The sequence below is a fragment of the Streptomyces sp. NPDC006385 genome, assembly GCF_040612485.1.
Taxonomy (GTDB): Bacteria; Actinomycetota; Actinomycetes; order Streptomycetales; family Streptomycetaceae; genus Streptomyces.
On the sequence record NZ_JBEXQG010000038.1, the window covers coordinates 42,269 to 62,597 of the forward strand.

Here is a 20,329-nt window from a genome sequence, read left to right on the forward strand (position 1 = left end):
ACCGTAGTCACCGTGTGACGCGCGCATCAAAGCCGGCCCGCGGGGTCGTTCCCGGACCCGGCGATGCCTCACACTGGTGACCCGTGAGTTCCCAACCGCCCATACCGACGCGAGTCGTGCTGCTCTGCGGCCCTTCCGGCTCCGGCAAGTCCCTGCTCGCCGCCCGCTCCGGTCTTCCGGTCCTGCGGCTCGACGACTTCTACAAAGAGGGCGACGACCCGACCCTGCCGCAGGTCCCCGGGAGCTCCGACATCGACTGGGACCACCCCGGCTCCTGGGACGCCGACACGGCCGTGGCCGCGATCGTGGAGCTGTGCCGCACGGGCCGTACGAGCATTCCGCTGTACGACATCTCGCTCAGCGCCCGCACCGGCGAGGAGGCCGTCGAGATCGGGCGGACCCCGCTGTTCATCGCGGAGGGCGTCTTCGCCGCCGAACTGGTCACCCGCTGCCGGGAACTCGGCGTGCTCGCCGACGCGCTCTGCCTGAGCCGCGGCCCGGTGAAGACCTTCCGCCGCCGCTTCCTGCGCGACCTGAGGGAGGGCCGCAAGTCGGTGCCCTTCCTGCTGCGCCGCGGCTGGCGCCTGATGCGCCTGGAGCGCTCGATCATCGCCCGCCAGACCGCCCTCGGCGCCCACGCCTGCGACCGGGACGAGGCCCTCGGCCGCCTGACCGCGGCCGCGGCGGGCCGCCGCCCGGCGGCGACCCCGGCCACCTGAACGCAGCCGGCGCGTCCCGACGTCCCTGCTGCTCGCGGCGGCCGTCGGCGGTACGGAGCCGGCCGGCGAGGGCGGGGCCGCCGAGGCGGAGCTCATGCAGGCCCGCTGACCACACAGCGAAGCGGGACTGGACGGACCCCCCGGCCCTCCAGCCCCGCTGTCGTTGTGCTCCACCGTTTCCCCCGTGGTGGAGCACCCCCCGTTTCCCCCGTGGGTCCCCCCGCGGGCCCCCCGGCCCCCGTGGGTCCCCCCACTTGCCACCGCTCCCCCGAGCGGCCCCCCGGACCTTCAGGCGACAAGCTCCCCGAAGGCGTCCTCCTCGTCACGGCCGAAGCTGAGGACCTCGTCCTCGCGCAGCCGGCGGAGCGACCGCCAGATGCTGGACTTCACCGTGCCGACACTGATGTCGAGGATGTCCGCGATCTCCGGGTCCGTACGGCCCTCGTAGTAACGCAGGACCAGCATGGTCCGCTGGAGCTCGGGCAGCCGGGCGAGCGCCTGCCACAGGACCGCGCGCAGCTCGGTGCCGCGCATCGCGTCCGTGTCGCCGGGCGTCTCCGGCAGTTCCTCGGTCGGGTACTCGTTCAGCTTGCGGCGGCGCCACGCGCTGATGTGCAGGTTGGTCATGGTGCGGCGGAGGTATCCGCCGACCGCGGCCTTGTCGCTGATCCGGTCCCAGGCCCGGTAGGTCGAGAACAGCGCGCTCTGCAGCAGGTCCTCGGCCTCGTACCGGTCGCCGGTCAGGTGGTAGGCGGTGGCGTACAGGGAGGCGCGGCGCTCCTGGACGTAGGCGGTGAACTCCGCCTCCGACAGCGAGCGACGCCGCTCCCCCGAGTCCTCCCTGTACGCGGCTCCCCCGACCGTACCCGTAGCGGCTACCGCCGCGGGCTCCCCCGTGAAACCGTCAACCACCGTCATGTACGCGGCGTGCTGACGCCCGGTGCCGCGAGCGCACCCCCGCCCGCTCACAGCACCGGACTTCTCGGAACCCCGGCCCCCGTGCACGTCGTGCAGACGCGTGATCACTGCGCTGGTGCTGGTGCCGTGCAGCGTGTTCATCTCGCGCCCCCCGTCGTGGACTTCCGGTGTTCTGGTCGTTCGTCTTGCCGTCGTGCGACGTGCTGTCCTGCCTGTGCCGAAAAGCTTGCCCGGGCACCTTCATGGCCGTGTCCGCCGACTGTCACAGACCTGTCACAGCGGCCCTCCTCCGAGATCACCCTCAGGCCGGCGGGAGCGCACGCACAGGAAGAAGCGCTACGTGTGCGTAGCCGTACTGCTCGTACAGGTGTCGAAAGAGCGCCCACGCATGGGCCAGAATGAGCCCGTGCCTTCCCTGTTGCTGATCGAGGACGACGACGCCATCCGTACGGCCCTGGAGCTCTCACTGACGCGCCAGGGACACCGTGTGGCCACCGCTGCCACCGGCGAGGACGGTCTGAAGCTGCTGCGCGAGCAGCGGCCGGACCTGATCGTGCTGGATGTGATGCTGCCCGGCATCGACGGGTTCGAGGTGTGCCGGCGCATCCGGCGCACCGACCAGCTTCCGATCATCCTGCTGACCGCGCGCAGCGACGACATCGACGTGGTCGTCGGCCTGGAGTCCGGCGCCGACGACTACGTCGTCAAACCGGTCCAGGGGCGGGTCCTCGACGCCCGGATCCGGGCCGTGCTGCGGCGCGGGGAGCGGGAGTCGAACGACGCGGCGGCGTTCGGCAGCCTGGTCATCGACCGCGCCGCGATGACCGTCACGAAGAACGGCGAGGACCTCCAGCTGACCCCGACCGAACTGCGGCTGCTGCTCGAATTGAGCCGCCGACCGGGCCAGGCCCTGTCCCGCCAGCAACTGCTGCGCCTGGTCTGGGAACACGACTACCTCGGCGACTCCCGCCTCGTGGACGCCTGCGTCCAGCGACTGCGCGCCAAGGTCGAGGACGTACCCTCCTCCCCGACACTGATCCGTACCGTCCGCGGTGTCGGCTACCGCCTGGACGCGCCTCAGTGACCGACGCGCGAGGGGGGTTCCGCGGCTGGGTCGCGGCTCGTAAGGGAGTGTGGTCGAGGCTGCGTTTCACGAGTCTGCGGCTGCGACTGGTGGTCGTCTTCGGTCTGGTGGCGCTCACGGCGGCGGTGTCGGCGTCCGGGATCGCCTACTGGCTCAACCGCGAGGCGGTGCTCAAGCGCACCCAGGACGCGGTGCTGCGCGACTTCGAGCAGGAGATGCAGAACCGGGCGGGCCTGCTGCCCCAGGAGCCCACGCAGGACGAACTCCAGCAGACCGCCGGGCAGATGGCCAACAGCAGCCAGCGCTTCAGCGTGCTGCTCGTCGGCCAGGACGCCGACGGCAGGCCCGTGTTCGGCAGCTCCGGCGGCCTGGACGGGTTCACGCTCGCGGACGTGCCCCCGTCGCTGCGCACGGCGGTGAACGACAAGCAGGAGGTCAACTCCTCCAACAAGTCCGAGTACCACCTGTACTGGCAGCGGATCGTGGACGACGACACCCCGTACCTGGTCGCCGGCACGCGGCTGATCGGCGGCGGCCCGACCGGTTACATGCTCAAGCCCCTGGACCAGGAAGCCAAGGACCTCAACTCCCTGGCCTGGTCGCTCGGCATCGCCACGGGCCTCGCCCTGATCGGCTCCGCGCTGCTCGCGCAGGCCGCCGCCACGACCGTACTGAAGCCCGTGCACCGCCTCGGGGTCGCCGCCCGCCGGCTCGGCGAGGGCAAGCTGGACACCCGCCTCAGGGTGTCCGGCACGGACGAACTGGCCGACCTCTCCCGTACGTTCAACAACGCCGCCGAGGCGCTGGAGAAGCGGGTCGCCGACATGGCCGCCCGCGACGACGCGTCCCGCCGCTTCGTGGCCGACATGTCCCACGAACTGCGCACCCCGCTCACCGCGATCACCGCCGTCACCGAAGTCCTGGAGGAGGAGCTGGAGGCGGAGTCCGGCTCCATGGACCCCATGATCGAACCCGCCGTACGCCTCGTCGTCAGCGAGACCCGCCGCCTGAACGACCTCGTCGAGAACCTCATGGAGGTCACCCGCTTCGACGCGGGCACCGCGCGCCTCGTCCTCGACGACGTCGACATCGCCGACCAGATCACGGCCTGCATCGACGCCCGCGCCTGGCTGGACGCGGTGGACCTGGACGCCGAGCGCGGCATCATGGCCCGCCTGGACCCGCGCCGCCTGGACGTCATCCTGGCCAACCTCATCGGCAACGCGCTCAAGCACGGCGGCTCACCGGTCCGGGTCACGATCCGCGAGGCGGACGACTCGATCGTGATCGACGTACGGGACCACGGCCCCGGCATCCCCGAGGACGTCCTCCCCCACGTCTTCGACCGCTTCTACAAGGCCAGCGCCTCCCGCCCGCGCTCCGAGGGCAGCGGTCTCGGCCTGTCCATCGCCCTGGAGAACGCCCACATCCACGGCGGCGACATCACCGCCGCCAACTCCCCCGAGGGCGGAGCGGTGTTCACGCTGCGCCTGCCCCGGGACGCCTCCGAGCTGGCACGGACAGACGGAGACAAGGACGACAAGAACGCGGGCGCCACGAAGAAGGGGGACGCCTGATGTCGAAGCGGGTACGCCACCTGCTGGCACTCTCCACCCTGGCCGCCACCGTCCTGACCGGATGCGGCATACGGTCCACGGAGGTACCGACCGACTTCGGCCCCGCACCCTCGCGCGTGCACTGCTCCCTCTCCGAACCGAACGTGTCGACGCAGGCCGCGCGCGGACTCCCCGTGCAGGTGTTCCTGCTGTGCAGATCCCAACTGGTGGCCGTCGAGCGCACGGTACGCGTGCCTGAAGGCGCGGCCGACTCGGAGCGCCGCGTGCTGGTGGCGCAGGGCCTGCTCGACGAGTTGGACGCGACACCGTCGCCCGAGGAGAAGGAGGCCGGCTACACCACGGACGTCCGCGGCGCCATGAGCGTGACCGGCCCCCGCCCCGGCGACCCCGACGAGACACTGCGCCTGAGCACGCCCCCCACCGACCTCACCTCGTACGCCCTCGCCCAGATCGTCTGCACCTTCTCCGACTCGACGGCCGCCGAGGACGACGGCTCGGTCATCCTGGGCGGCCCCGACGACACCCCACCGCGCCGCTACGAGTGCACGGACGAGGTCCGCACAAGACCGGGCAGCAACGAACCTCCGTCGACCGAGGTCGCAGACACCTGACCCACCGCCTCCGGCACCACCCCCAGGCCATGCCGGGCAAGCCCCACGACGCCGCACCCACGTACGCCGACCCGCGCCCTCTCGGGCGTACCCCCGTGACGCGGCAGCCGCGTACGGCGGGAAGGGGACGTGCCGGGGGGTGTCCGCCCGCAGTGGCCGGCGTCAAGACACGGCACCTCCTGGCCATACGCCCGCCGCCGGTCCGAGGACGGACACCCCCCGGCACGGCCCCGACCACCCCCCACCCGCAGGCGCTACGCGCACCCCCACCGAACCCGCACAGGCGCCGCAGGCATCAACGCACGCCCCCACCGTCCCGCGGCAAAGCACCCACACACCCCCCGTTGTGGCGGACGCCTCACCCCACCGCCCCACCCCCCGGAACCGATCCTGCCGGGAGGCGCGTCTTGGGATGCGTGCAGCGTCAAGGCTCCATCGGCGGCAGCGCCGTGATCAGCATCCCGCTTCGTGCGACGGCCAGCGTCCTCCTGGCCGCCCACCTCGCGTTCGTCGCCTGGCTCACGCTGCGCCCGCTGGACGTCCCCTGGGTGATGCCCGCCAACCTGCACCCGTTCGCCGGGATAAGGGCCGACCTCGCCCTGGGCTGGCAGGCGGCCGCCCGACGCATCGCCGAGGGACTCGCCCTGCTCGCGCCCCTGGGGGTACTCCTCCCCATGGCCCACGGCAGACTCCACACCTCCCCCCTCGGCTCCCTGGTCCGCACCGTCACCGCCGGCGCCCTCATCTCCCTGGGCATCGAGCTGTTGCAGACCGGCGTACCGGGCCAGGTCGTGGACGTCGACTCGCTGCTCCTGAACACGTTGGGCGTGGCCCTGGCGCACGCGACGATCGTCCCCGCCGCCCGCGCCCGGCTCCGCCGCAGGTCCCAGCGCGCACACGGCCGGGCAGTCTCCCAGGAGGAGCCTTCTCAGGGCCGGACCCCGACGATTCCCAGGGTCGGGATAGCTCCATAGAGTGACGTTTTGCCCGCTTCGTCGCCGTAGCGTGGACGTCAGATGAGGCAACCACTCGGGAGGCCCACAGCAGGGCCTGCGACCGACGTCAGCGAAGGAGCCGCACCATGACCGCGCTCACCCGACCCACCCACGGCCGCATGATCGGCGGAGTGTGCGCCGCGCTGGCGCGACGCTTCGACACCTCCACGACGACGATGCGCGTGATCTTCCTGGTCTCCTGCCTGCTCCCGGGCCCGCAGTTCCTGCTCTACATAGCCCTGTGGATCCTGCTGCCCTCGGAGGACAAGGCGAAGACCCGCACGGCCTGGTGAACACGGAAGCGAGTGCGGCCCCCGCCGACTGCGGGGGCCGCGCTCTCTCCAGCTCAAGCCCGACGCGAGGCGGCTCAGGCCGGCTCAGGCAGCCGTAGCCAACTCCCGCCGCCGCGACCGAGCCGCCCGCGTCCCGAACACGGTGATCGTCACGACCCCGGCCACCGCCAGCAGCCCGACCCCGACCGTCCCGGCCCAGCCGCCCGCGTGGAAGGCCACGGCGCCCACCATGCTGCCCGCGCTGGAGCCCACGTAGTACGCGGACTGGTACAGCGCCGACGCCTGGGCACGCCCGTGCGTGGCGGTCTTGCTGACCGCCGAGGACGCCACCGCGTGCCCCGCGAAGAACCCGCCGGTGATCAGGACCAGCCCCAGCAGCACCAGCGGCAGCGAGCCCGCCAGGGACAGCAGCAGACCGGCCGCCGTGGTGGCACCGCCGGCGTACAGCGCGCCGCGCCGGCCCAGCCGCCCCACCAGCCGGCCCGCCGTCGACGCCGACACCGTACCGACGAGATACACGAGGAAGATCGAGCCGATCACGCCCTGGGGCAGACCGAACGGCGCCTCCGTCAGCCGGTAACCGATCACCGTGTACACGCCACCGAAGACCGTCATGAACAGCGCGCCGATGGCGTACAGGCGGCACAGCAGCGGATCGGAGAGATGCCCACGCACCGTCCGCACGAGCACCCGCGGTCGCAGCGACCCCGGCTTGAAGTGGCGCGGCGCCGGAAGCAGCAGCCGGAAGGCCACCGCGCAGGCCACCGCGATCGCGCCGATGACGCCGACGGCGACCCGCCAGCCCCACTCCTGCGCGACCCAGCCGGTGATGACCCGGCCGCTCATCCCGCCGACGCTGTTGCCCGCGACGAACAGCCCGATCGCCGTGACCAGGGCCTTCGGCCGGACCTCCTCGGCGAGATACGCCGTCGCCGACGCCGGCAGACCCGCCAGCGCCGCGCCCTGGACCGCCCGCAGCACGACCAGGACGGTGAGGTTCGACGCGAAGGGAACGAGCAGTCCGACCGTCACGGCGACCGCCAGCGACGCCGTCATGACCGTACGCCGTCCGAACCGCTCCGACAGCGCGCTCATGGGCAGCACGAACAGCGCCAGCCCACCCGTGGCCGCCGCCACCGTCCAGCTCGCCTCGCTCGCCGCGACCCCGAACTCGCCGGAGATCAGAGGCAGAAGGGCCTGCGTGGAGTAGAGCAGTGCGAAGGTCGCGACACCGGCGAGGAAGAGGGCGAAGCTCATCCGGCGGTAGCCGGGGCCGCCCGGGGCCATACGGGAGTCGACGACAGGAACAGCGTGTGCGGCGCCCACGGTGGTGGACGCCCCGGTACTGGCGGGAGACATGCTTCGAAGCTACGTACGCCCCTACTCATCCGTCCAATGCATGGATTCGCCATAATCGTTCCCATGGCGCATCAACACAGCTCACAGGCTCGCCTGTCACCATCCAGTGACACAGAAGACATGGCGGACATGTCGAGGTTGCTCGCCCCCCGCCTCGCGTACTTCGCCGGCGTCGCCCGCACCGAGCACGTCACCCGGGCCGCCCAGGAGATGCGGGTCCCGCAGTCCACGCTCTCGCGCGCCATGGTCCGCCTGGAACAGGACCTGGGCGTCGACCTCTTCGCCCGCCACGGCCGTACGGTCTCGCTGACCCCGGCCGGCCGTACCTTCCTCACCTCGGTCGAACGCGCCCTCGGCGAGATCCGGCGTGCCGCGGACGAGGTACGCGCCGACGCCGACCCGGCCACCGGCAAGGTCGCCTTCGGCTTCCTGCACACCATGGGCGCGGAGACGGTCCCCGGCCTCCTGCACGCCTTCCGCGCCGACCACCCCCGCGTCCGCTTCAGCCTGGTCCAGAACTACGGCGAGGCGATGATCGAGCGCCTCCGAGCGGGCGAGCTGGACCTGTGCCTGACATCCCCCGTCCCGGACGCCCCCGACCTGGTGGCCCGCCGCCTGGACGAACAGAAGCTCCGCCTGGTCGTCCCGGCCGACCACCGCCTGGCCTCCCGCAAACGCATCCGCCTAGCCGAAGCGGCCGACGAGACCTTCGTGACGCTGGAGCCCGGCTACGGCATGCGCCGCATCACCGACGACCTGTGCGCGGAGGCGGGCTTCAAGCCCCGTATCGCCTTCGAGGGCGAGGAGGCGGAGACGCTGCGCGGGCTGGTGGCGGCGGGCCTGGGCGTCGCCCTGCTGCCCCCACCGACCGTCCCGCGCCCGGGAGTGGTGGAACTGACGGTCACGGCCCCGAGGGCGGCACGGGAGATCGGCGTCGCGTGGCTGGCCGACCGCCCGGACACGCCCCCGGTGGCGGCCTTCAAGAAGTTCCTGCTGTCCAGACGGGGCAGTTTGCTGCCCACCTGAGAGACGTCCCAGGGGCGCGAGGAACCCGCGCGACCGGCCACAGCCAACCCGTGCCCGCCGACACGGCAGGCACCCCAACGGCGCTACCGCCGCAGCGACTTGCCGAACCCCGCGGCCAACGGCATCCGCAACCCCAAAGGAGGCGGAGCCGCGAACGCGTCCTCGACCGGCCGCGAGAACGCCCGGCCGAACAGCACCCCCATGACGAAGTCCTCGGCCAGTGCGAGGACTTCGTCGCGATGCTGCTGCAACCCGTGCCGATCGGAGTGCACTTCGAACCGGCACACGTCCCGGTTCGCCTTCTTCGCCCGTGCCGCCAACCGGAACGACAACTCGGGGTCGGTCCGCTCGTCGTTCGTGCCGTGCACGATCAGCACCCGCCGCCCCCCGAGCTGCTTCACCGGTTCGGGTGACGCCGCCATGTCCTCCTCGGGCAGCCAAGGCGCCATGGCCAGCACGGAGTTGACGGCTTCGTGCCCGCCCGCCCGCAACGCCGCCCGCCCGCCCATGTCGACCCCGGCAAGGCAGACGGGAACGTCCCCGTAGAGCCGCACGGCCTCGTCCGCGGCCCACAACGCGTCGCTCAGGTGATTGGCGTCACTGCCGTTCCACCCGCGAAACCGGTAGTGGACGACATGCGCGGCGAGCCCCTCCCCACGTCCCGCCCGCGCCAGACGGCGCCCCAGTGTGCGCAGGTAGGAGGTCGCCAACAACGTCGCCGGCTTGCGATGTGAGACCTCGTCACCGCCGGGAAGCAGGAGCACCACACCGCTCACCGCTGTCGGCTCCGGCCCGATCGCTCTGCCCAGTCGGGCCCTGCGAACCGGCGTCGCTTGCTGTGCCATGACAGAACAGTCTCAGAAGTGCGGGTGTACGCCACCCGTCCGTGGGGTCACTGTTACGTATCGACGGATTCGTAAAGCGGACGACGACACGAGCGACGGATGGACGTCACATGAGCGATCTACGCGCGTAGGCGTTAGAGTGCGGAAATGACGAGCGAGACTGCCCCGAAGGCGAACACCCCGAGCTCGGACCAGATCCGCCGAGCCCCGAAGGTTCTGCTGCACGATCACCTCGACGGCGGGCTCCGACCCGGCACGATCGTCGAGCTCGCCCGCGAGACGGGCTACACCCAACTCCCCGAGACCGACCCCGACAAGCTCGGCGTCTGGTTCCGCGAGGCCGCCGACTCCGGCTCCCTGGAGCGGTACCTGGAGACGTTCTCCCACACCGTCGGCGTGATGCAGACCCGGGACGCCCTCGTCCGGGTCGCCGCCGAGTGCGCCGTGGACCTCGCCGAGGACGGGGTCGTCTACGCCGAGGTGCGCTACGCGCCCGAACAGCACCTCGAAGGCGGACTCAGCCTCGAAGAGGTCGTCGAGGCGGTCAACGAGGGCTTCCGGCAAGGGGAGCAGCTCGCCCGGGCGAACGGTCACCGCATCCGCGTGGGCGCCCTGCTCACCGCCATGCGGCACGCCGCCCGCGCCCTGGAGATCGCCGAACTCGCCAACCGCTACCGCGACCTGGGCGTCGTCGGCTTCGACATCGCGGGCGCCGAGGCCGGCCACCCGCCCACCCGGCATCTCGACGCGTTCGAGTACCTCAAGCGCGAGAACAACCACTTCACCATCCACGCGGGCGAGGCCTTCGGCCTGCCGTCCATCTGGCAGGCCCTGCAGTGGTGCGGCGCCGACCGGCTCGGGCACGGGGTGCGCATCATCGACGACATCCATGTGCACGCCGACGGCTCGGTGAAGCTCGGCCGACTCGCCTCGTACGTACGGGACAAGCGCATCCCGCTGGAGCTGTGCCCCAGCTCCAACCTCCAGACGGGCGCCGCCGACTCCTACGCCGCCCACCCCATCGGCCTGCTGCGGCGACTGCACTTCCGTGCCACCGTGAACACCGACAACCGCCTGATGTCCCACACCAGCATGAGCCGGGAATTCGAGCATCTTGTCGATGCATTCGGTTACACGCTCGACGACATGCAGTGGTTCTCCGTCAATGCGATGAAATCATCGTTCATTCCTTTCGATGAACGACTCGCGATGATCAATGACGTGATCAAGCCTGGATATGCCGAACTCAAGTCCGAATGGCTCTTTCAGCAGACCACGTCTACCAGCGACTCTGCCGCCCAAGAGGAGTGACGGCGGGGCCTGCGCCTCCACGGAACACAAACGGCATTCACAATCCATCCTCATTTCGATGTTTGCGGCGGCAGCCGGGGCGTGTTTACGGTCAAGGACCGCTCACAACCCCGTAACGAATTTCGAGGACGCATTTCATGAAGCAGTCTGCTGCCAAGACCCTCGGTGTCGCCGCTCTCGGTGCCGCCTTCGCCGCCGCGGGCGCCGGCGCCGCGAACGCCGCGCCGGTCGGCCCGGAGGCCGCCGGCACGGCGCTGGACACCGTCACCACGTCGCTCCCCGCCGAGAACCTCACCCAGGCGACGCCCGCCGCCACCTCGGGGCTGGTCCAGGGACAGGAAGCGGTCACCACCGGCCTGGCCGCCGCGCAGCCGGCCGCCGAGCAGGCGGTCGCCGGCGGTCCGACCGGCCTGGTCGGGCTGCTCGGCGGGGTGCCGGTGCAGGGCCTGCCGACCCAGGGCCTGCCGGTGAACGGCGTCCCGATGGCCTGAGCCGGTCCCACCGACCCACGCCGCTGGGGCGCGCCCTTGGACAAGGGTGCGCCCCAGCGGCGTGTCCGCGCCCGCCGCACGTCGGCCGAGTGTCGGGCGCGCGCTTGTGACCTGCGCCTTCGTCCGCTCCGGGGGCCATTGTCAGTGGGCTGCGGTAGCTTCCGAAGTGTTGGGCGCGATGAGGCGTCCTTCGGGACATGGCCACAGGGGTGGGTGGACGATGAGCGACAGCACGGCGACGACGACGGACCTCGACGTCAGGCTGGAGAAACACCGTGTCGAACTGACCGGGTACTGCTACCGCATGCTCGGCTCCTCCTTCGAGGCGGAGGACGCGGTGCAGGACACGATGGTCCGGGCCTGGCGGAGCTACGAGAAGTTCGAGGGGCGCTCCAGTCTCCGCTCATGGCTCTACCGCATCGCGACGAACGTGTGCCTGGACATGCTGACCGCCGGCAACAAGCGAGCCAGGCCCATGGACCTCACGGAGTCGACACCGCTCGCCCAGGCGGCGCTCTCGCCCCGCCCCGACAACACCTGGCTGGAGCCGATGCCGGACAGCCGGGTCCTGCCCACGACCGACGACCCGGCCGAGACGGCCGTGGCCAAGGAGTCGGTGCGGCTCGCCTTCATGGCCGCCCTTCAGCAACTGCCGCCCAAGCAGCGGGCGGTGCTGATCCTGCGCGAGGTGCTGGCCTGGAAGGCTAGCGAGGTCGCCGAGCTGCTCGGCACCACGGTCGCGTCGGTGAACAGCGCGCTGCAGCGGGCGCGCGCCACGCTCGCCGAGCGGCAGCAGCCGGGCGGCGACGCCGTGGTCTCCGACCCGCTCGACGAGGAGCAGCAGAAGCTGCTGGAGCGGTATGTCGCGGCCTTCGAGGGCTACGACATGACGGCGCTCACGGCCCTGCTGCACGAGGACGCCGTCATGACGATGCCGCCGTTCGACCTGTGGCTGACCGGCGTGAAGGACATCACGGGTTTCATGACGACGCTCGGGGCCCCTTGCGCCGGTTCACATCTGGTGCCGGTCCAGGTCAACGGGCTGCCGGGATTCGCCCAGTACAAGCCGGATCCGGAGAAGGGCGGCTTCACCCCTTGGGCGGTTCAGGTCCTGGAGATCTCAGACGGCCGGATCACCGGGTTCCACTGCTTCCTCGACACCCAGCGCTGGTTCCCGCTGTTCGACCTTCCCCTCCACCTCGAAGCTGAGGCCGACCAGGTCGAGGAGGGCGTGTAGCGCGGGGTCGGCGTCCCTCAGCCGGATCCGGCCCCCGGCCCGCCGGGCGGTGAGCTGGAGGCGTGCCAGCAGATCGACGGCGGCCAGGCCCGGCGGTCCGAGCCCTCCGGCATCGCACACCAGGACTGCCGCCCCGGTGGCCTCCAGCCGTGCCCGGGCCTCGTCGCAGAGCCCCGCCACCTCGTCGCGGGTGACGGGGCCGGCGAGCACGAGTACAGCGGGTGTCATGGCGTCCACGATCGGTAGACCGGGCGGGCGGGCGTAACTCATCGGGCCAGGTGTGGTCCGGCCGGTTTTCGCTGCTCGTCGCGCTGGTGAGAGGTGTCCGCCGACCGAGATCACGTTGACCCGCTCCCCTCCTTCCCCGGAGGGTTGCCTGTATGCCCCACGCATCAGCGCATCCCCGAATACTCCGCGGTTTCCCCTCCGCCAAGGGGGTTCCGTGCAGGGGGTGTTGACCGGATTCGCGGTGATCGCGGTCGTCATCGGGGTGGGCTATGTGATCGGCCGGCGCGGCTACCTCGGCGACCACGGCCGAGAGGTCCTCACCAAGCTGGCCTTCCACGTCGCCTCCCCCGCCCTGCTCTTCACCACGCTCGCCCAGACCGACCTGTCGGTGATCTTCTCCAGCCGGCTCCTGGTCACCGCGCTGAGCACGGCCGCGGCAGCCGGAGTCTTCGTCGCGGTCGGTGTCGTACGGCGCTGGGGCGTGGGCCGTACGACGATCGGCGCGCTGTGCTCCAGCTACGTCAACTCCGGCAACCTCGGCATCCCGATCGCGGTGTACCTGCTGGGCGATGCCTCACTGGTGGCGCCGGTGCTGCTGTTCCAGTTGATCGGGGTCACCCCGATCGCCCTGACGATCCTCGACCTGTCCGGCGAGGGCGAGAAGGGGCCACTGTGGCGGCGGCTGCTGACGCCGTTGCGCAATCCGATCGCGGTGGGGTCGCTGGCGGGGGTGGCCGTGTCGGCGGCCGGCGTACAGGTCCCGGCCCCCGTGCTGGACCCCCTGACCCTGATCGGCGGGATGTCGGTCCCGGCGGTCCTGCTGGCCTTCGGCATCTCCCTGTGCGGCAGCATGCTGCCCGGCCGGGGCCCTGACCGGCATCCGGTGCTGCTCTCGGTCGCCCTGAAGTCGGTGGGGCAGCCAGCGGTGGCCTGGGTGCTGGCGGCGGGGGTGTTCGGGTTGCGGGGCGCTCCGCTGCTGGACGTGGTGGTGACTTCGGCGCTGCCTGCCGCGCAGAACTTGTTCACGTACGCGTCGAGTTACGGGGTGGGCGAGCGGTTGGCCCGGGACTCGATTCTGGTGTCGACGGTGTTGTCGGTGCCGGTGCTTGTCGTGGTGGCGGCATTGCTGGGCTGAGTGTCAGTCAACCGGAAACTCACCCGTGTCGATCGTCACGTCGAACGGCTCCGGCAGCTTGATGGGATCGCCGAACTTCACGGCGCTCAGGACACGGTAGACATCGCCCTTCGGCTCTCCGTAGAGCGTCGCGGTGGGCCCTCCAGGAGCCCAGCGGTCGACGAGGAGGTACAGCGGGATCCCTGCGGTGGCGTAGGCGGCGGGCTTGCTGACACGGTCGTGGCGGGCGTTGGACTTGGAGGTCACCTCGACGACGAGTTCGGCGAGGACCGCCGGGATGTGGGAGTCGGCCTCCGCACATTCCCGCACGGGAGCCACGAGCAGGTCCGGGATGAGCATGCCCAGACGTGACGGCACGGCGATCGCCAGTGTCTGGAAGATCTCCCAGTCCTCGGGGATCACGGAGTAGAGGCGACGCTGGATGCGGGCCGCGATCACGTTGTGGCGGGACGCGGGAGCAGGTGTCACGGTGACGATCCCCTCGATGATCTCCACCTTGCTGCCCTCGGGCCATTCCATCTCCTCCCAGAACCGGACGAGGTCGTCCCAGTTCTGGTCGGGGTCCTGGCTCACGGTGAGTGCGCTCATGGCGGTCTCCTTATCGGTGCGTCACCGATCCCAGCATGCCGAACGGGACCGGCGCAGGTCCACCGATCCCGTTCACCCGAAAGGGAGACCGCCTGGTCAGGCGATACGTTCCAGCACGACGGGCGAAGCCGTGAAGTCCGTCCCCGCCGCCGCGATGTCGTACGAACCCTCCACCGACTGCAGCGCGTACTCGAAGCGCTCCGGCGTGTCCGTGTGCAGGGTCAGCAGGGGCTGGCCCTGCGTCACCGTGTCGCCCGGCTTGGCGTGGATCTCGATGCCGGCGCCCGCCTGCACCGGGTCCTCCTTGCGGGCGCGCCCGGCGCCCAGACGCCAGGCGGCGACGCCGATGTCGTAGGCGTCGAGGCGGGTCAGGACGCCGGAGGACGGGGCCTTGATGACGTGCTGTTCGCGGGCCACCGGCAGCTCCGCGTCCGGGTCGCCGCCCTGGGCCGCGATCATGCGGCGCCAGACGTCCATCGCGGAGCCGTCGGCCAGGGCCTTCGCCGGGTCGGCGTCACGGACACCCGCCGCCTCCAGCATTTCGCGGGCCAGGGCGATCGTCAGCTCGACCACGTCAGCGGGTCCGCCGCCCGCCAGGACCTCCACCGACTCGCGGACTTCGAGGGCGTTGCCCGCAGTCAGGCCGAGCGGCGTCGACATGTCCGTCAGCAGGGCCACCGTCTTCACGCCGTGGTCCGTGCCCAGGCCCACCATCGTCGAGGCCAGCTCGCGCGCGTCCTCGATGGTCTTCATGAAGGCGCCGGTGCCGACCTTCACGTCCAGGACCAGGGAGCCCGTGCCCTCCGCGATCTTCTTGGACATGATGGAGGAGGCGATGAGCGGGATCGCCTCGACCGTGCCGGTCACGTCGCGCAGTGCGTACAGCTTCTTGTCCGCCGGAGCCAGGCCGTCGCCCGCCGCGCAGATCACCGCGCCCGTGGTGTCCAGGACGTGCAGCATCTCCTCGTTGGAGAGGAGGGCCCGCCAGCCCGGAATCGACTCCAGCTTGTCCAGCGTGCCGCCCGTGTGGCCGAGGCCCCGGCCCGACAGCTGCGGGACGGCGGCACCGCAGGCCGCCACCAGCGGGGCCAGCGGGAGGGTGATCTTGTCGCCGACGCCGCCCGTGGAGTGCTTGTCGGCCGTCGGGCGGGACAGGGACGAGAAGTCCATGCGCTCGCCGGAGGCGATCATCGCGGCCGTCCAGCGGGCGATCTCGCGGCGGTTCATGCCGTTGAGCAGGATCGCCATGGCGAGCGCGGACATCTGCTCGTCGGCGACCTCTCCGCGGGTGTACGCGTCGATGACCCAGTCGATCTGCTCGTCGCTGAGCTCACCGCGGTCCCGCTTGGTGCGGATGACGGAGATGGCGTCCATGGCCATGGGTGTCCTTCCGAGGGTTCCAGAAGTGATACGGCCCCCCTGAGGTGGTCAGAGGGGCCGCACGGGAGTTACTTGCTGAGGTGGCCCGGCCCGAAGGCATGGGGCAGCATCTCCGACAGCGGCAGGATCCCCGCCGGGGTCTCCAGCAGGAGGTCCGGGCCGCCGAACTCGTGCAGCAGCTGACGGCAGCGGCCGCACGGGACGAGGATGTCGCCCTTGCCGTCGACGCAGGTGAAGTGCGTCAGCCGGCCGCCACCCGAGTTCCGCAGTTCCGAGACCAGCCCGCACTCGGCGCACAGGGACAGGCCGTACGAGGCGTTCTCGACGTTGCAGCCGGTGATCGTACGGCCGTCGTCGACCAGGGCCGCGACGCCGACCGGGTAGCCGGAGTACGGGGCGTAGGCGCGGGACATGGCGTCCCGGGCCGCCGCGCGCAGCTTGTCCCAGTCGACGTCGTGGGAGGCGGCCGGGGTCACTTGCCCTGGCCCTTCCGGTACGGCAGACCGTTCGCCCTCGGCATCCGCAGGCGTTGCGCGGACAGGACGAGGACGACGAGCGTGATGACGTACGGCGTGGCGGACACGACCTGGTTCGGGACCTCGTCGGTGCCCGCGTACCAGGCGAACACCAGGGCGCCGATGACCGCGGTGATCGCGGCCTTGACGTACTTCTTGGAGATCACGAGCCAGATGGCGCCGATGATCAGCAGCAGCGCGCCGAGCAGCAGCAGGGCGTGGACGTTCGCGGAGCCGCCGCGCAGGTTGAGGCTGTCGGTGTAGCCGAACAGGCCGGCGCCGATGGCGAGCCCGCCCGGCATCCAGTTACCGAAGATCATCGCCGCGAGGCCGATGAAGCCGCGGCCGCTGACCTGGCCCTCCAGGTAGAAGGGGTTGGCCACGATGGACAGGAAGACACCGCCGAGGCCGGCCAGGCCGCCGGAGATGATCACGGCGATGTACTTGTACTTGTAGACGTTCACGCCGAGGGACTCGGCCGCCACCGGGTTCTCACCGCAGGAGCGCAGCCGAAGACCGAAGGCCGTACGCCACAGGATCCACCAGGTGGCGGGGATCAGGGCCACGGCGATCAGGGTCAGCCAGGAGACGTTGGTGACCAGGCCGCCGAGCAGGCCGGCGATGTCGGAGACGAAGAACCAGCCCTGGTTGTTGAGGTCGCGCAGCGCGTCGGACAGGCCCGGCACGGTGAAGTTGCCGAGGGAGTCGATCGCCGGGGACTGCTTGGCGGAGCCGCCCTGGTGTCCCTCGAAGGCGAGGGGCGCGAGGTAGCGGGTGGCGCCGAGGGCGAGGATGTTGATGGCCACACCGGAGACGATGTGGTTGACGTTGAAGGTGACGGTGACGAAGGCGTGCAGCAGGCCGCCGAGGCAGCCGCCGATGATGCCGACCAGGACACCGGTCCACGGGCCCCACTGGAAGCCGGCCCAGGCGCCGAACCAGGTGCCGAGGATCATCATGCCTTCGAGGCCGATGTTGACGACGCCCGCGCGCTCGGCCCACAGACCGCCGAGACCGGCGAGGCCGATCGGCACGGCGAGCTGGAGGGCGGTGGACATCTGGCTGACGTTGGTGATGCCGTCGGCGCCGGTGATGATGCGGACGATCGAGGTCAGCGCCAGGGCTCCGGCGATGACCAGCAGCAGGACGGGCCACGACAGGCGGCGGCCGGTCGGAGCCGCGGGCTGCAGCGTGGGCTGGTTGACGTCGAGCGCCGAGGTCTGCGGGGCGGTCATCGGCCAGCCACCTCCTTCGTGGTGTTGTTGTCGGCGCCGAGGACGTGACCGGCGGCCAGTTCGGCGCCCACGCGGCGCTGCTGGCGGCGCAGGCCCCACTCGCGGACGGCCTCGTAGGAGACGACGACCGAGAGCACGATCAGGCCCTGCATGATGACCGCGATCTCCTTGTCGTAGTCGTGGAAGTCCAGCTCGGGCGAGGCCTTGTCGAGCCAGGCCCACAGCAGGGCGGCGAACGCGATGCCGACGGGGCTGTTGCGGCCGAGCAGGGCGATGCCGATGCCGAGGAAGCCGATGCCGGTGGGGAAGTTCAGGCTGTAGGTGTGGGTGTCGCCGAGCAGGATCGGCAGGCCGGCGAGTCCCGCGATGCCGCCGGAGATCAGCATGGCGGTGAGCACCATGCGCCTCGGGTCGACACCGCTGGCCGCGGCGGCGCTCTCCGAGGCGCCGGAGGCGCGCAGGTCGAAGCCGAAGCGGGTGCGGTTGAGGACGACCCAGTAGCCGATGCCGAGCAGCACGGCGAGGAAGACCAGGCCGTAGATCTCGCCGGCGTCGCCCATGTCGATGCCCGGCACCCAGCCGGACTCGTGCATCTCGCCGGTGGTGTTGTTGTTGCCGACCTTGACGCCGAAGACGTTCGGCAGCCACAGGTAGGCGATGACCGAGGTGGCGATGGCGTTGAGCATGATCGTCGCGACGACCTCGCTGACGCCGCGGGTGACCTTGAGGACCCCGGCGATGCCGGACCAGAACGCGCCGGTGCAGACCGCGGTGAGGAGCAGCAGCGGGATCTGGAGCGCGGTCGGCAGGTTCGCGTGGGCGCCGACGATGGCGGCCATCATGGCGGCGAGCTGGTACTGGCCGTCGACACCGATGTTGAACAGGTTCATCCGGAAGCCGATGGCCACCGCGAGGGCCGCGATGTAGTACATCGAGGCCTGGTTGATGATCAGGACCTGGATGTCGGAGAACGAGGCCTGCTCGAACATCAGGGTGTACGGCTCGACCGGGCTCTTGCCCGAGGCGATCAGCACGATCGCGCTGAGCACGAAGGCCACGGCGAGCGCGATGACCGGTCCGGCCACCGCGAGGAGCACGCGCTCCTTGTCGAACTTCTTCATCAGCGGGCCTCGTCTTCCGGAGCCTCGGGAGACTTACGGATCTCGGGGGTGTCTGCCTGGGTCTCGGAGGTCTCTTCGTGTTCCAGGTGGCCGGTGGCGGCGCCGGTCATCGCCGAACCGAGCTCCTCCGGGGTGATGGTGGCCGGGTCGGCGTCGGCGACCAGCTTGCCGTCGTAGATCACGCGGAGGGTGTCGGACAGGCCGATGAGCTCGTCCAGGTCGGCGGAGATCAGCAGCACGGCCAAGCCCTCGCGGCGGGCCTCGCGGATGTGGTCCCAGATCGCGGCCTGCGCGCCGACGTCCACGCCACGGGTGGGGTGGGCGGCGATCAGGAAGCGCGGCTTGTGGCTCATCTCGCGGCCGACGATCAGCTTCTGCTGGTTGCCGCCGGAGAGGGAGGCGGCGGTGACGTCGATCCCGGGAGTGCGGACGTCGTACGCCTCGACGATCCGGCGCGTGTCCTCCTGGGCGGCCTTCGGGTCCAGCCAGACGCCCTTGGCGTTGGGCTTCTCGGTGACGTGGCCGAGGATGCGGTTCTCCCAGAGCGGGGCCTCCAGGAGCAGGCCGTGGCGGTGGCGGTCCTCGGGGATGTAGCCGATGCCCTGCTCGCGGCGCTTACGGGTGGGCCAGGCGGTGATCTCCTCGTCGATCAGGGTGATCGTGCCGGAGTCGGGGGCCTTGAGGCCGATCAGCGCGTCGACCAGCTCGGTCTGTCCGTTGCCCTCGACGCCGGCGATGCCCAGGACCTCGCCCGCGTGGATGGTGAACGTGATGTCGTCCAGCAGGGCCTTGCCGCCGGCCGCCGCCAGGCGCACCTTGTCGACCGTGATGACGGGGCGGTCGGTGACCGTCGACTCGGCGGTCTCCGGGGTGGGCAGTTCGCTGCCCACCATCATCTCGGCCAGCTGACGCGGGGTGGTCTCGGAGGGGACGGCGGTGCCGACCGTCGTACCGCGGCGGATGACGGTGATCTCGTCGGCGACGGAGAGGACCTCGCCCAGCTTGTGCGAGATGAAGATGACCGACAGGCCCTCGGACTTGAGCTCGCGGAGGTTCTCGAAGAGCGCGTCCACCTCCTGCGGCACCAGCACGGCCGTGGGCTCGTCGAGGATCAGGGTGCGGGCGCCGCGGTAGAGGACCTTGAGGATCTCCACGCGCTGGCGGGCGGCGACGCCGAGCTCCTCGACCAGGCGGTCGGGCTGCACGCCGAGGCCGTAGCGGTCGGAGATCTCCTTGATGGTGCGGCGGGCCCTGGCGCCGATGCCGTACAGCTTCTCGCTGCCCAGCACGACGTTCTCGAGGACGGTGAGGTTGTCGGCGAGCATGAAGTGCTGGTGCACCATGCCGATGCCGCGCGCGATGGCGTCGGCCGGCGACGAGAAGCCGACCTGCTCGCCGTCGATGGCGATGGTGCCCTCGTCCGGCTTCTGCATGCCGTAGAGGATCTTCATCAGCGTCGACTTGCCGGCGCCGTTCTCGCCGACGAGGGCGTGGACGGTGCCCTTGCGGACGGTGAGGTGGATGTCGTGGTTGGCCACGACGCCCGGGAAACGCTTGGTGATCCCGGCGAGCTCGACGGCGGTCACCTGACCGTTGACCGCCGCGCCGGCCGGAGGGCTGCTGGACGCGTTGATGGCGCACTCTCCTGGGGACGGGGGTCG

The 20,329-nt window shown here is 70.8% G+C and carries 21 protein-coding genes; 11 read left to right on the forward strand and 10 right to left on the reverse strand.

What is annotated here, in order from left to right; genetic code table 11:
- Positions 1 to 116 precede the first annotated feature (116 nt).
- Entirely contained in the window at positions 117 to 719 is a 603-nt protein-coding gene (locus ABZ078_RS26240) for a uridine kinase (protein ID WP_356579096.1), read from the forward strand.
- A gap of 288 nt (positions 720 to 1,007) precedes the next feature.
- Here ABZ078_RS26240 and ABZ078_RS26245 read toward each other — a convergent pair whose 3' ends face one another.
- Positions 1,008 to 1,778 carry a SigE family RNA polymerase sigma factor gene (locus tag ABZ078_RS26245; RefSeq protein ID WP_356579021.1) on the reverse strand — a complete coding sequence of 257 codons (771 nt, stop codon included), beginning with the start codon at positions 1,776 to 1,778 and terminating at the stop codon, positions 1,008 to 1,010.
- A gap of 265 nt (positions 1,779 to 2,043) precedes the next feature.
- Between ABZ078_RS26245 and afsQ1 the strand changes: the two genes are divergently transcribed.
- From afsQ1 to ABZ078_RS26270, 5 genes are all read left to right on the forward strand, one after another.
- Complete coding sequence (gene afsQ1 / locus ABZ078_RS26250; protein WP_041819431.1) at positions 2,044 to 2,721, forward strand: two-component system response regulator AfsQ1; 678 nt, start codon at positions 2,044 to 2,046, stop codon at positions 2,719 to 2,721.
- Positions 2,718 to 4,298: a HAMP domain-containing sensor histidine kinase gene (locus tag ABZ078_RS26255; protein ID WP_356579023.1), complete on the forward strand. Its 1,581-nt coding sequence runs from the start codon at positions 2,718 to 2,720 to the stop codon at positions 4,296 to 4,298. Before afsQ1 ends, ABZ078_RS26255 begins: the two co-directional genes overlap by 4 nt.
- Entirely contained in the window at positions 4,298 to 4,909 is a 612-nt protein-coding gene (locus ABZ078_RS26260; protein WP_356579025.1) for a hypothetical protein, read from the forward strand. Before ABZ078_RS26255 ends, ABZ078_RS26260 begins: the two co-directional genes overlap by 1 nt.
- Positions 4,910 to 5,325: 416 nt before the next feature.
- Complete coding sequence (locus ABZ078_RS26265; protein WP_356579027.1) at positions 5,326 to 5,883, forward strand: VanZ family protein; 558 nt, start codon at positions 5,326 to 5,328, stop codon at positions 5,881 to 5,883.
- Between the two features lie 107 nt (positions 5,884 to 5,990).
- A complete protein-coding gene (locus ABZ078_RS26270; RefSeq protein WP_356579029.1) occupies positions 5,991 to 6,197 on the forward strand; it encodes a PspC domain-containing protein in 207 nt (68 codons plus the stop codon).
- An 84-nt stretch (positions 6,198 to 6,281) separates the two neighbouring features.
- Here the strand turns inward: ABZ078_RS26270 and ABZ078_RS26275 are convergent, their stop codons facing one another.
- Positions 6,282 to 7,556 (reverse strand): MFS transporter, encoded by a 1,275-nt coding sequence (locus ABZ078_RS26275; protein WP_356579031.1) that lies wholly within the window; start codon positions 7,554 to 7,556, stop codon positions 6,282 to 6,284.
- Between the two features lie 63 nt (positions 7,557 to 7,619).
- Between ABZ078_RS26275 and ABZ078_RS26280 the strand changes: the two genes are divergently transcribed.
- Positions 7,620 to 8,582, forward strand: a complete 963-nt coding sequence (locus ABZ078_RS26280; protein WP_356579033.1) for a LysR family transcriptional regulator — start codon at positions 7,620 to 7,622, stop codon at positions 8,580 to 8,582.
- Between the two features lie 83 nt (positions 8,583 to 8,665).
- Here ABZ078_RS26280 and ABZ078_RS26285 read toward each other — a convergent pair whose 3' ends face one another.
- Positions 8,666 to 9,427, reverse strand: coding sequence for an alpha/beta hydrolase (locus ABZ078_RS26285; protein WP_356579035.1), 762 nt, complete (start codon positions 9,425 to 9,427; stop codon positions 8,666 to 8,668).
- Positions 9,428 to 9,574: 147 nt separating this feature from the next.
- On the opposite strand from ABZ078_RS26285, the gene ABZ078_RS26290 reads away from it, so the two are divergent.
- From ABZ078_RS26290 to ABZ078_RS26300, 3 genes are all read left to right on the forward strand, one after another.
- The gene (locus ABZ078_RS26290) at positions 9,575 to 10,738 is read left to right on the forward strand and encodes an adenosine deaminase (protein ID WP_356579037.1); all 1,164 of its coding nucleotides are present in this window, start codon (positions 9,575 to 9,577) and stop codon (positions 10,736 to 10,738) included.
- A gap of 137 nt (positions 10,739 to 10,875) precedes the next feature.
- On the forward strand, positions 10,876 to 11,229 hold the full coding sequence (locus tag ABZ078_RS26295) for an ATP-binding protein (RefSeq protein ID WP_356579039.1): 354 nt from the start codon (positions 10,876 to 10,878) through the stop codon (positions 11,227 to 11,229).
- A gap of 220 nt (positions 11,230 to 11,449) precedes the next feature.
- Positions 11,450 to 12,466 (forward strand): sigma-70 family RNA polymerase sigma factor, encoded by a 1,017-nt coding sequence (locus tag ABZ078_RS26300; RefSeq protein WP_356579041.1) that lies wholly within the window; start codon positions 11,450 to 11,452, stop codon positions 12,464 to 12,466.
- On the opposite strand, the gene ABZ078_RS26305 is transcribed toward ABZ078_RS26300, so the two are convergent.
- Positions 12,350 to 12,694, reverse strand: a complete 345-nt coding sequence (locus tag ABZ078_RS26305; protein WP_356579043.1) for an STAS domain-containing protein — start codon at positions 12,692 to 12,694, stop codon at positions 12,350 to 12,352. The genes ABZ078_RS26300 and ABZ078_RS26305 overlap by 117 nt on opposite strands.
- 214 nt (positions 12,695 to 12,908) lie before the next feature.
- On the opposite strand from ABZ078_RS26305, the gene ABZ078_RS26310 reads away from it, so the two are divergent.
- On the forward strand, positions 12,909 to 13,829 hold the full coding sequence (locus ABZ078_RS26310; protein ID WP_356579045.1) for an AEC family transporter: 921 nt from the start codon (positions 12,909 to 12,911) through the stop codon (positions 13,827 to 13,829).
- Between the two features lie 3 nt (positions 13,830 to 13,832).
- Here the strand turns inward: ABZ078_RS26310 and ABZ078_RS26315 are convergent, their stop codons facing one another.
- The 6 genes from ABZ078_RS26315 to ABZ078_RS26340 all read right to left on the reverse strand — a co-directional run bounded on the left by ABZ078_RS26315 (position 13,833) and on the right by ABZ078_RS26340 (position 20,254).
- Positions 13,833 to 14,417 (reverse strand): Uma2 family endonuclease, encoded by a 585-nt coding sequence (locus tag ABZ078_RS26315; protein ID WP_356579047.1) that lies wholly within the window; start codon positions 14,415 to 14,417, stop codon positions 13,833 to 13,835.
- A 96-nt stretch (positions 14,418 to 14,513) separates the two neighbouring features.
- Positions 14,514 to 15,797 (reverse strand): thymidine phosphorylase, encoded by a 1,284-nt coding sequence (locus ABZ078_RS26320; protein ID WP_356579049.1) that lies wholly within the window; start codon positions 15,795 to 15,797, stop codon positions 14,514 to 14,516.
- A 68-nt stretch (positions 15,798 to 15,865) separates the two neighbouring features.
- Positions 15,866 to 16,273, reverse strand: a complete 408-nt coding sequence (locus ABZ078_RS26325; protein WP_356579051.1) for a cytidine deaminase — start codon at positions 16,271 to 16,273, stop codon at positions 15,866 to 15,868.
- Positions 16,270 to 17,547: an ABC transporter permease gene (locus ABZ078_RS26330; RefSeq protein WP_356579053.1), complete on the reverse strand. Its 1,278-nt coding sequence runs from the start codon at positions 17,545 to 17,547 to the stop codon at positions 16,270 to 16,272. Before ABZ078_RS26330 ends, ABZ078_RS26325 begins: the two co-directional genes overlap by 4 nt.
- Entirely contained in the window at positions 17,544 to 18,668 is a 1,125-nt protein-coding gene (locus tag ABZ078_RS26335; RefSeq protein ID WP_356579055.1) for an ABC transporter permease, read from the reverse strand. The genes ABZ078_RS26330 and ABZ078_RS26335 overlap by 4 nt, the downstream gene beginning before the upstream one ends.
- Complete coding sequence (locus ABZ078_RS26340; RefSeq protein ID WP_356579057.1) at positions 18,668 to 20,254, reverse strand: ABC transporter ATP-binding protein; 1,587 nt, start codon at positions 20,252 to 20,254, stop codon at positions 18,668 to 18,670. Before ABZ078_RS26340 ends, ABZ078_RS26335 begins: the two co-directional genes overlap by 1 nt.
- Between the last annotated feature and the right edge of the window lie 75 nt (positions 20,255 to 20,329).

Bases quoted from the DNA above. Each gene is read 5' to 3' on its own strand.
- ABZ078_RS26245 (WP_356579021.1), bottom strand. From the start codon at position 1,778: ATGAACACGCTGCACGGCACCAGCACCAGCGCAGTGATCACGCGTCTG.
- ABZ078_RS26260 (WP_356579025.1), top strand. From the start codon at position 4,298: ATGTCGAAGCGGGTACGCCACCTGCTGGCACTCTCCACCCTGGCCGCC.
- ABZ078_RS26270 (WP_356579029.1), top strand. From the start codon at position 5,991: ATGACCGCGCTCACCCGACCCACCCACGGCCGCATGATCGGCGGAGTG.
- ABZ078_RS26275 (WP_356579031.1), bottom strand. From the start codon at position 7,556: ATGTCTCCCGCCAGTACCGGGGCGTCCACCACCGTGGGCGCCGCACAC.
- ABZ078_RS26280 (WP_356579033.1), top strand. From the start codon at position 7,620: ATGGCGCATCAACACAGCTCACAGGCTCGCCTGTCACCATCCAGTGAC.
- ABZ078_RS26285 (WP_356579035.1), bottom strand. From the start codon at position 9,427: ATGGCACAGCAAGCGACGCCGGTTCGCAGGGCCCGACTGGGCAGAGCG.
- ABZ078_RS26290 (WP_356579037.1), top strand. From the start codon at position 9,575: ATGACGAGCGAGACTGCCCCGAAGGCGAACACCCCGAGCTCGGACCAG.
- ABZ078_RS26295 (WP_356579039.1), top strand. From the start codon at position 10,876: ATGAAGCAGTCTGCTGCCAAGACCCTCGGTGTCGCCGCTCTCGGTGCC.
- ABZ078_RS26300 (WP_356579041.1), top strand. From the start codon at position 11,450: ATGAGCGACAGCACGGCGACGACGACGGACCTCGACGTCAGGCTGGAG.
- ABZ078_RS26305 (WP_356579043.1), bottom strand. From the start codon at position 12,694: ATGACACCCGCTGTACTCGTGCTCGCCGGCCCCGTCACCCGCGACGAG.
- ABZ078_RS26315 (WP_356579047.1), bottom strand. From the start codon at position 14,417: ATGAGCGCACTCACCGTGAGCCAGGACCCCGACCAGAACTGGGACGAC.
- ABZ078_RS26320 (WP_356579049.1), bottom strand. From the start codon at position 15,797: ATGGCCATGGACGCCATCTCCGTCATCCGCACCAAGCGGGACCGCGGT.
- ABZ078_RS26330 (WP_356579053.1), bottom strand. From the start codon at position 17,547: ATGACCGCCCCGCAGACCTCGGCGCTCGACGTCAACCAGCCCACGCTG.
- ABZ078_RS26335 (WP_356579055.1), bottom strand. From the start codon at position 18,668: ATGAAGAAGTTCGACAAGGAGCGCGTGCTCCTCGCGGTGGCCGGACCG.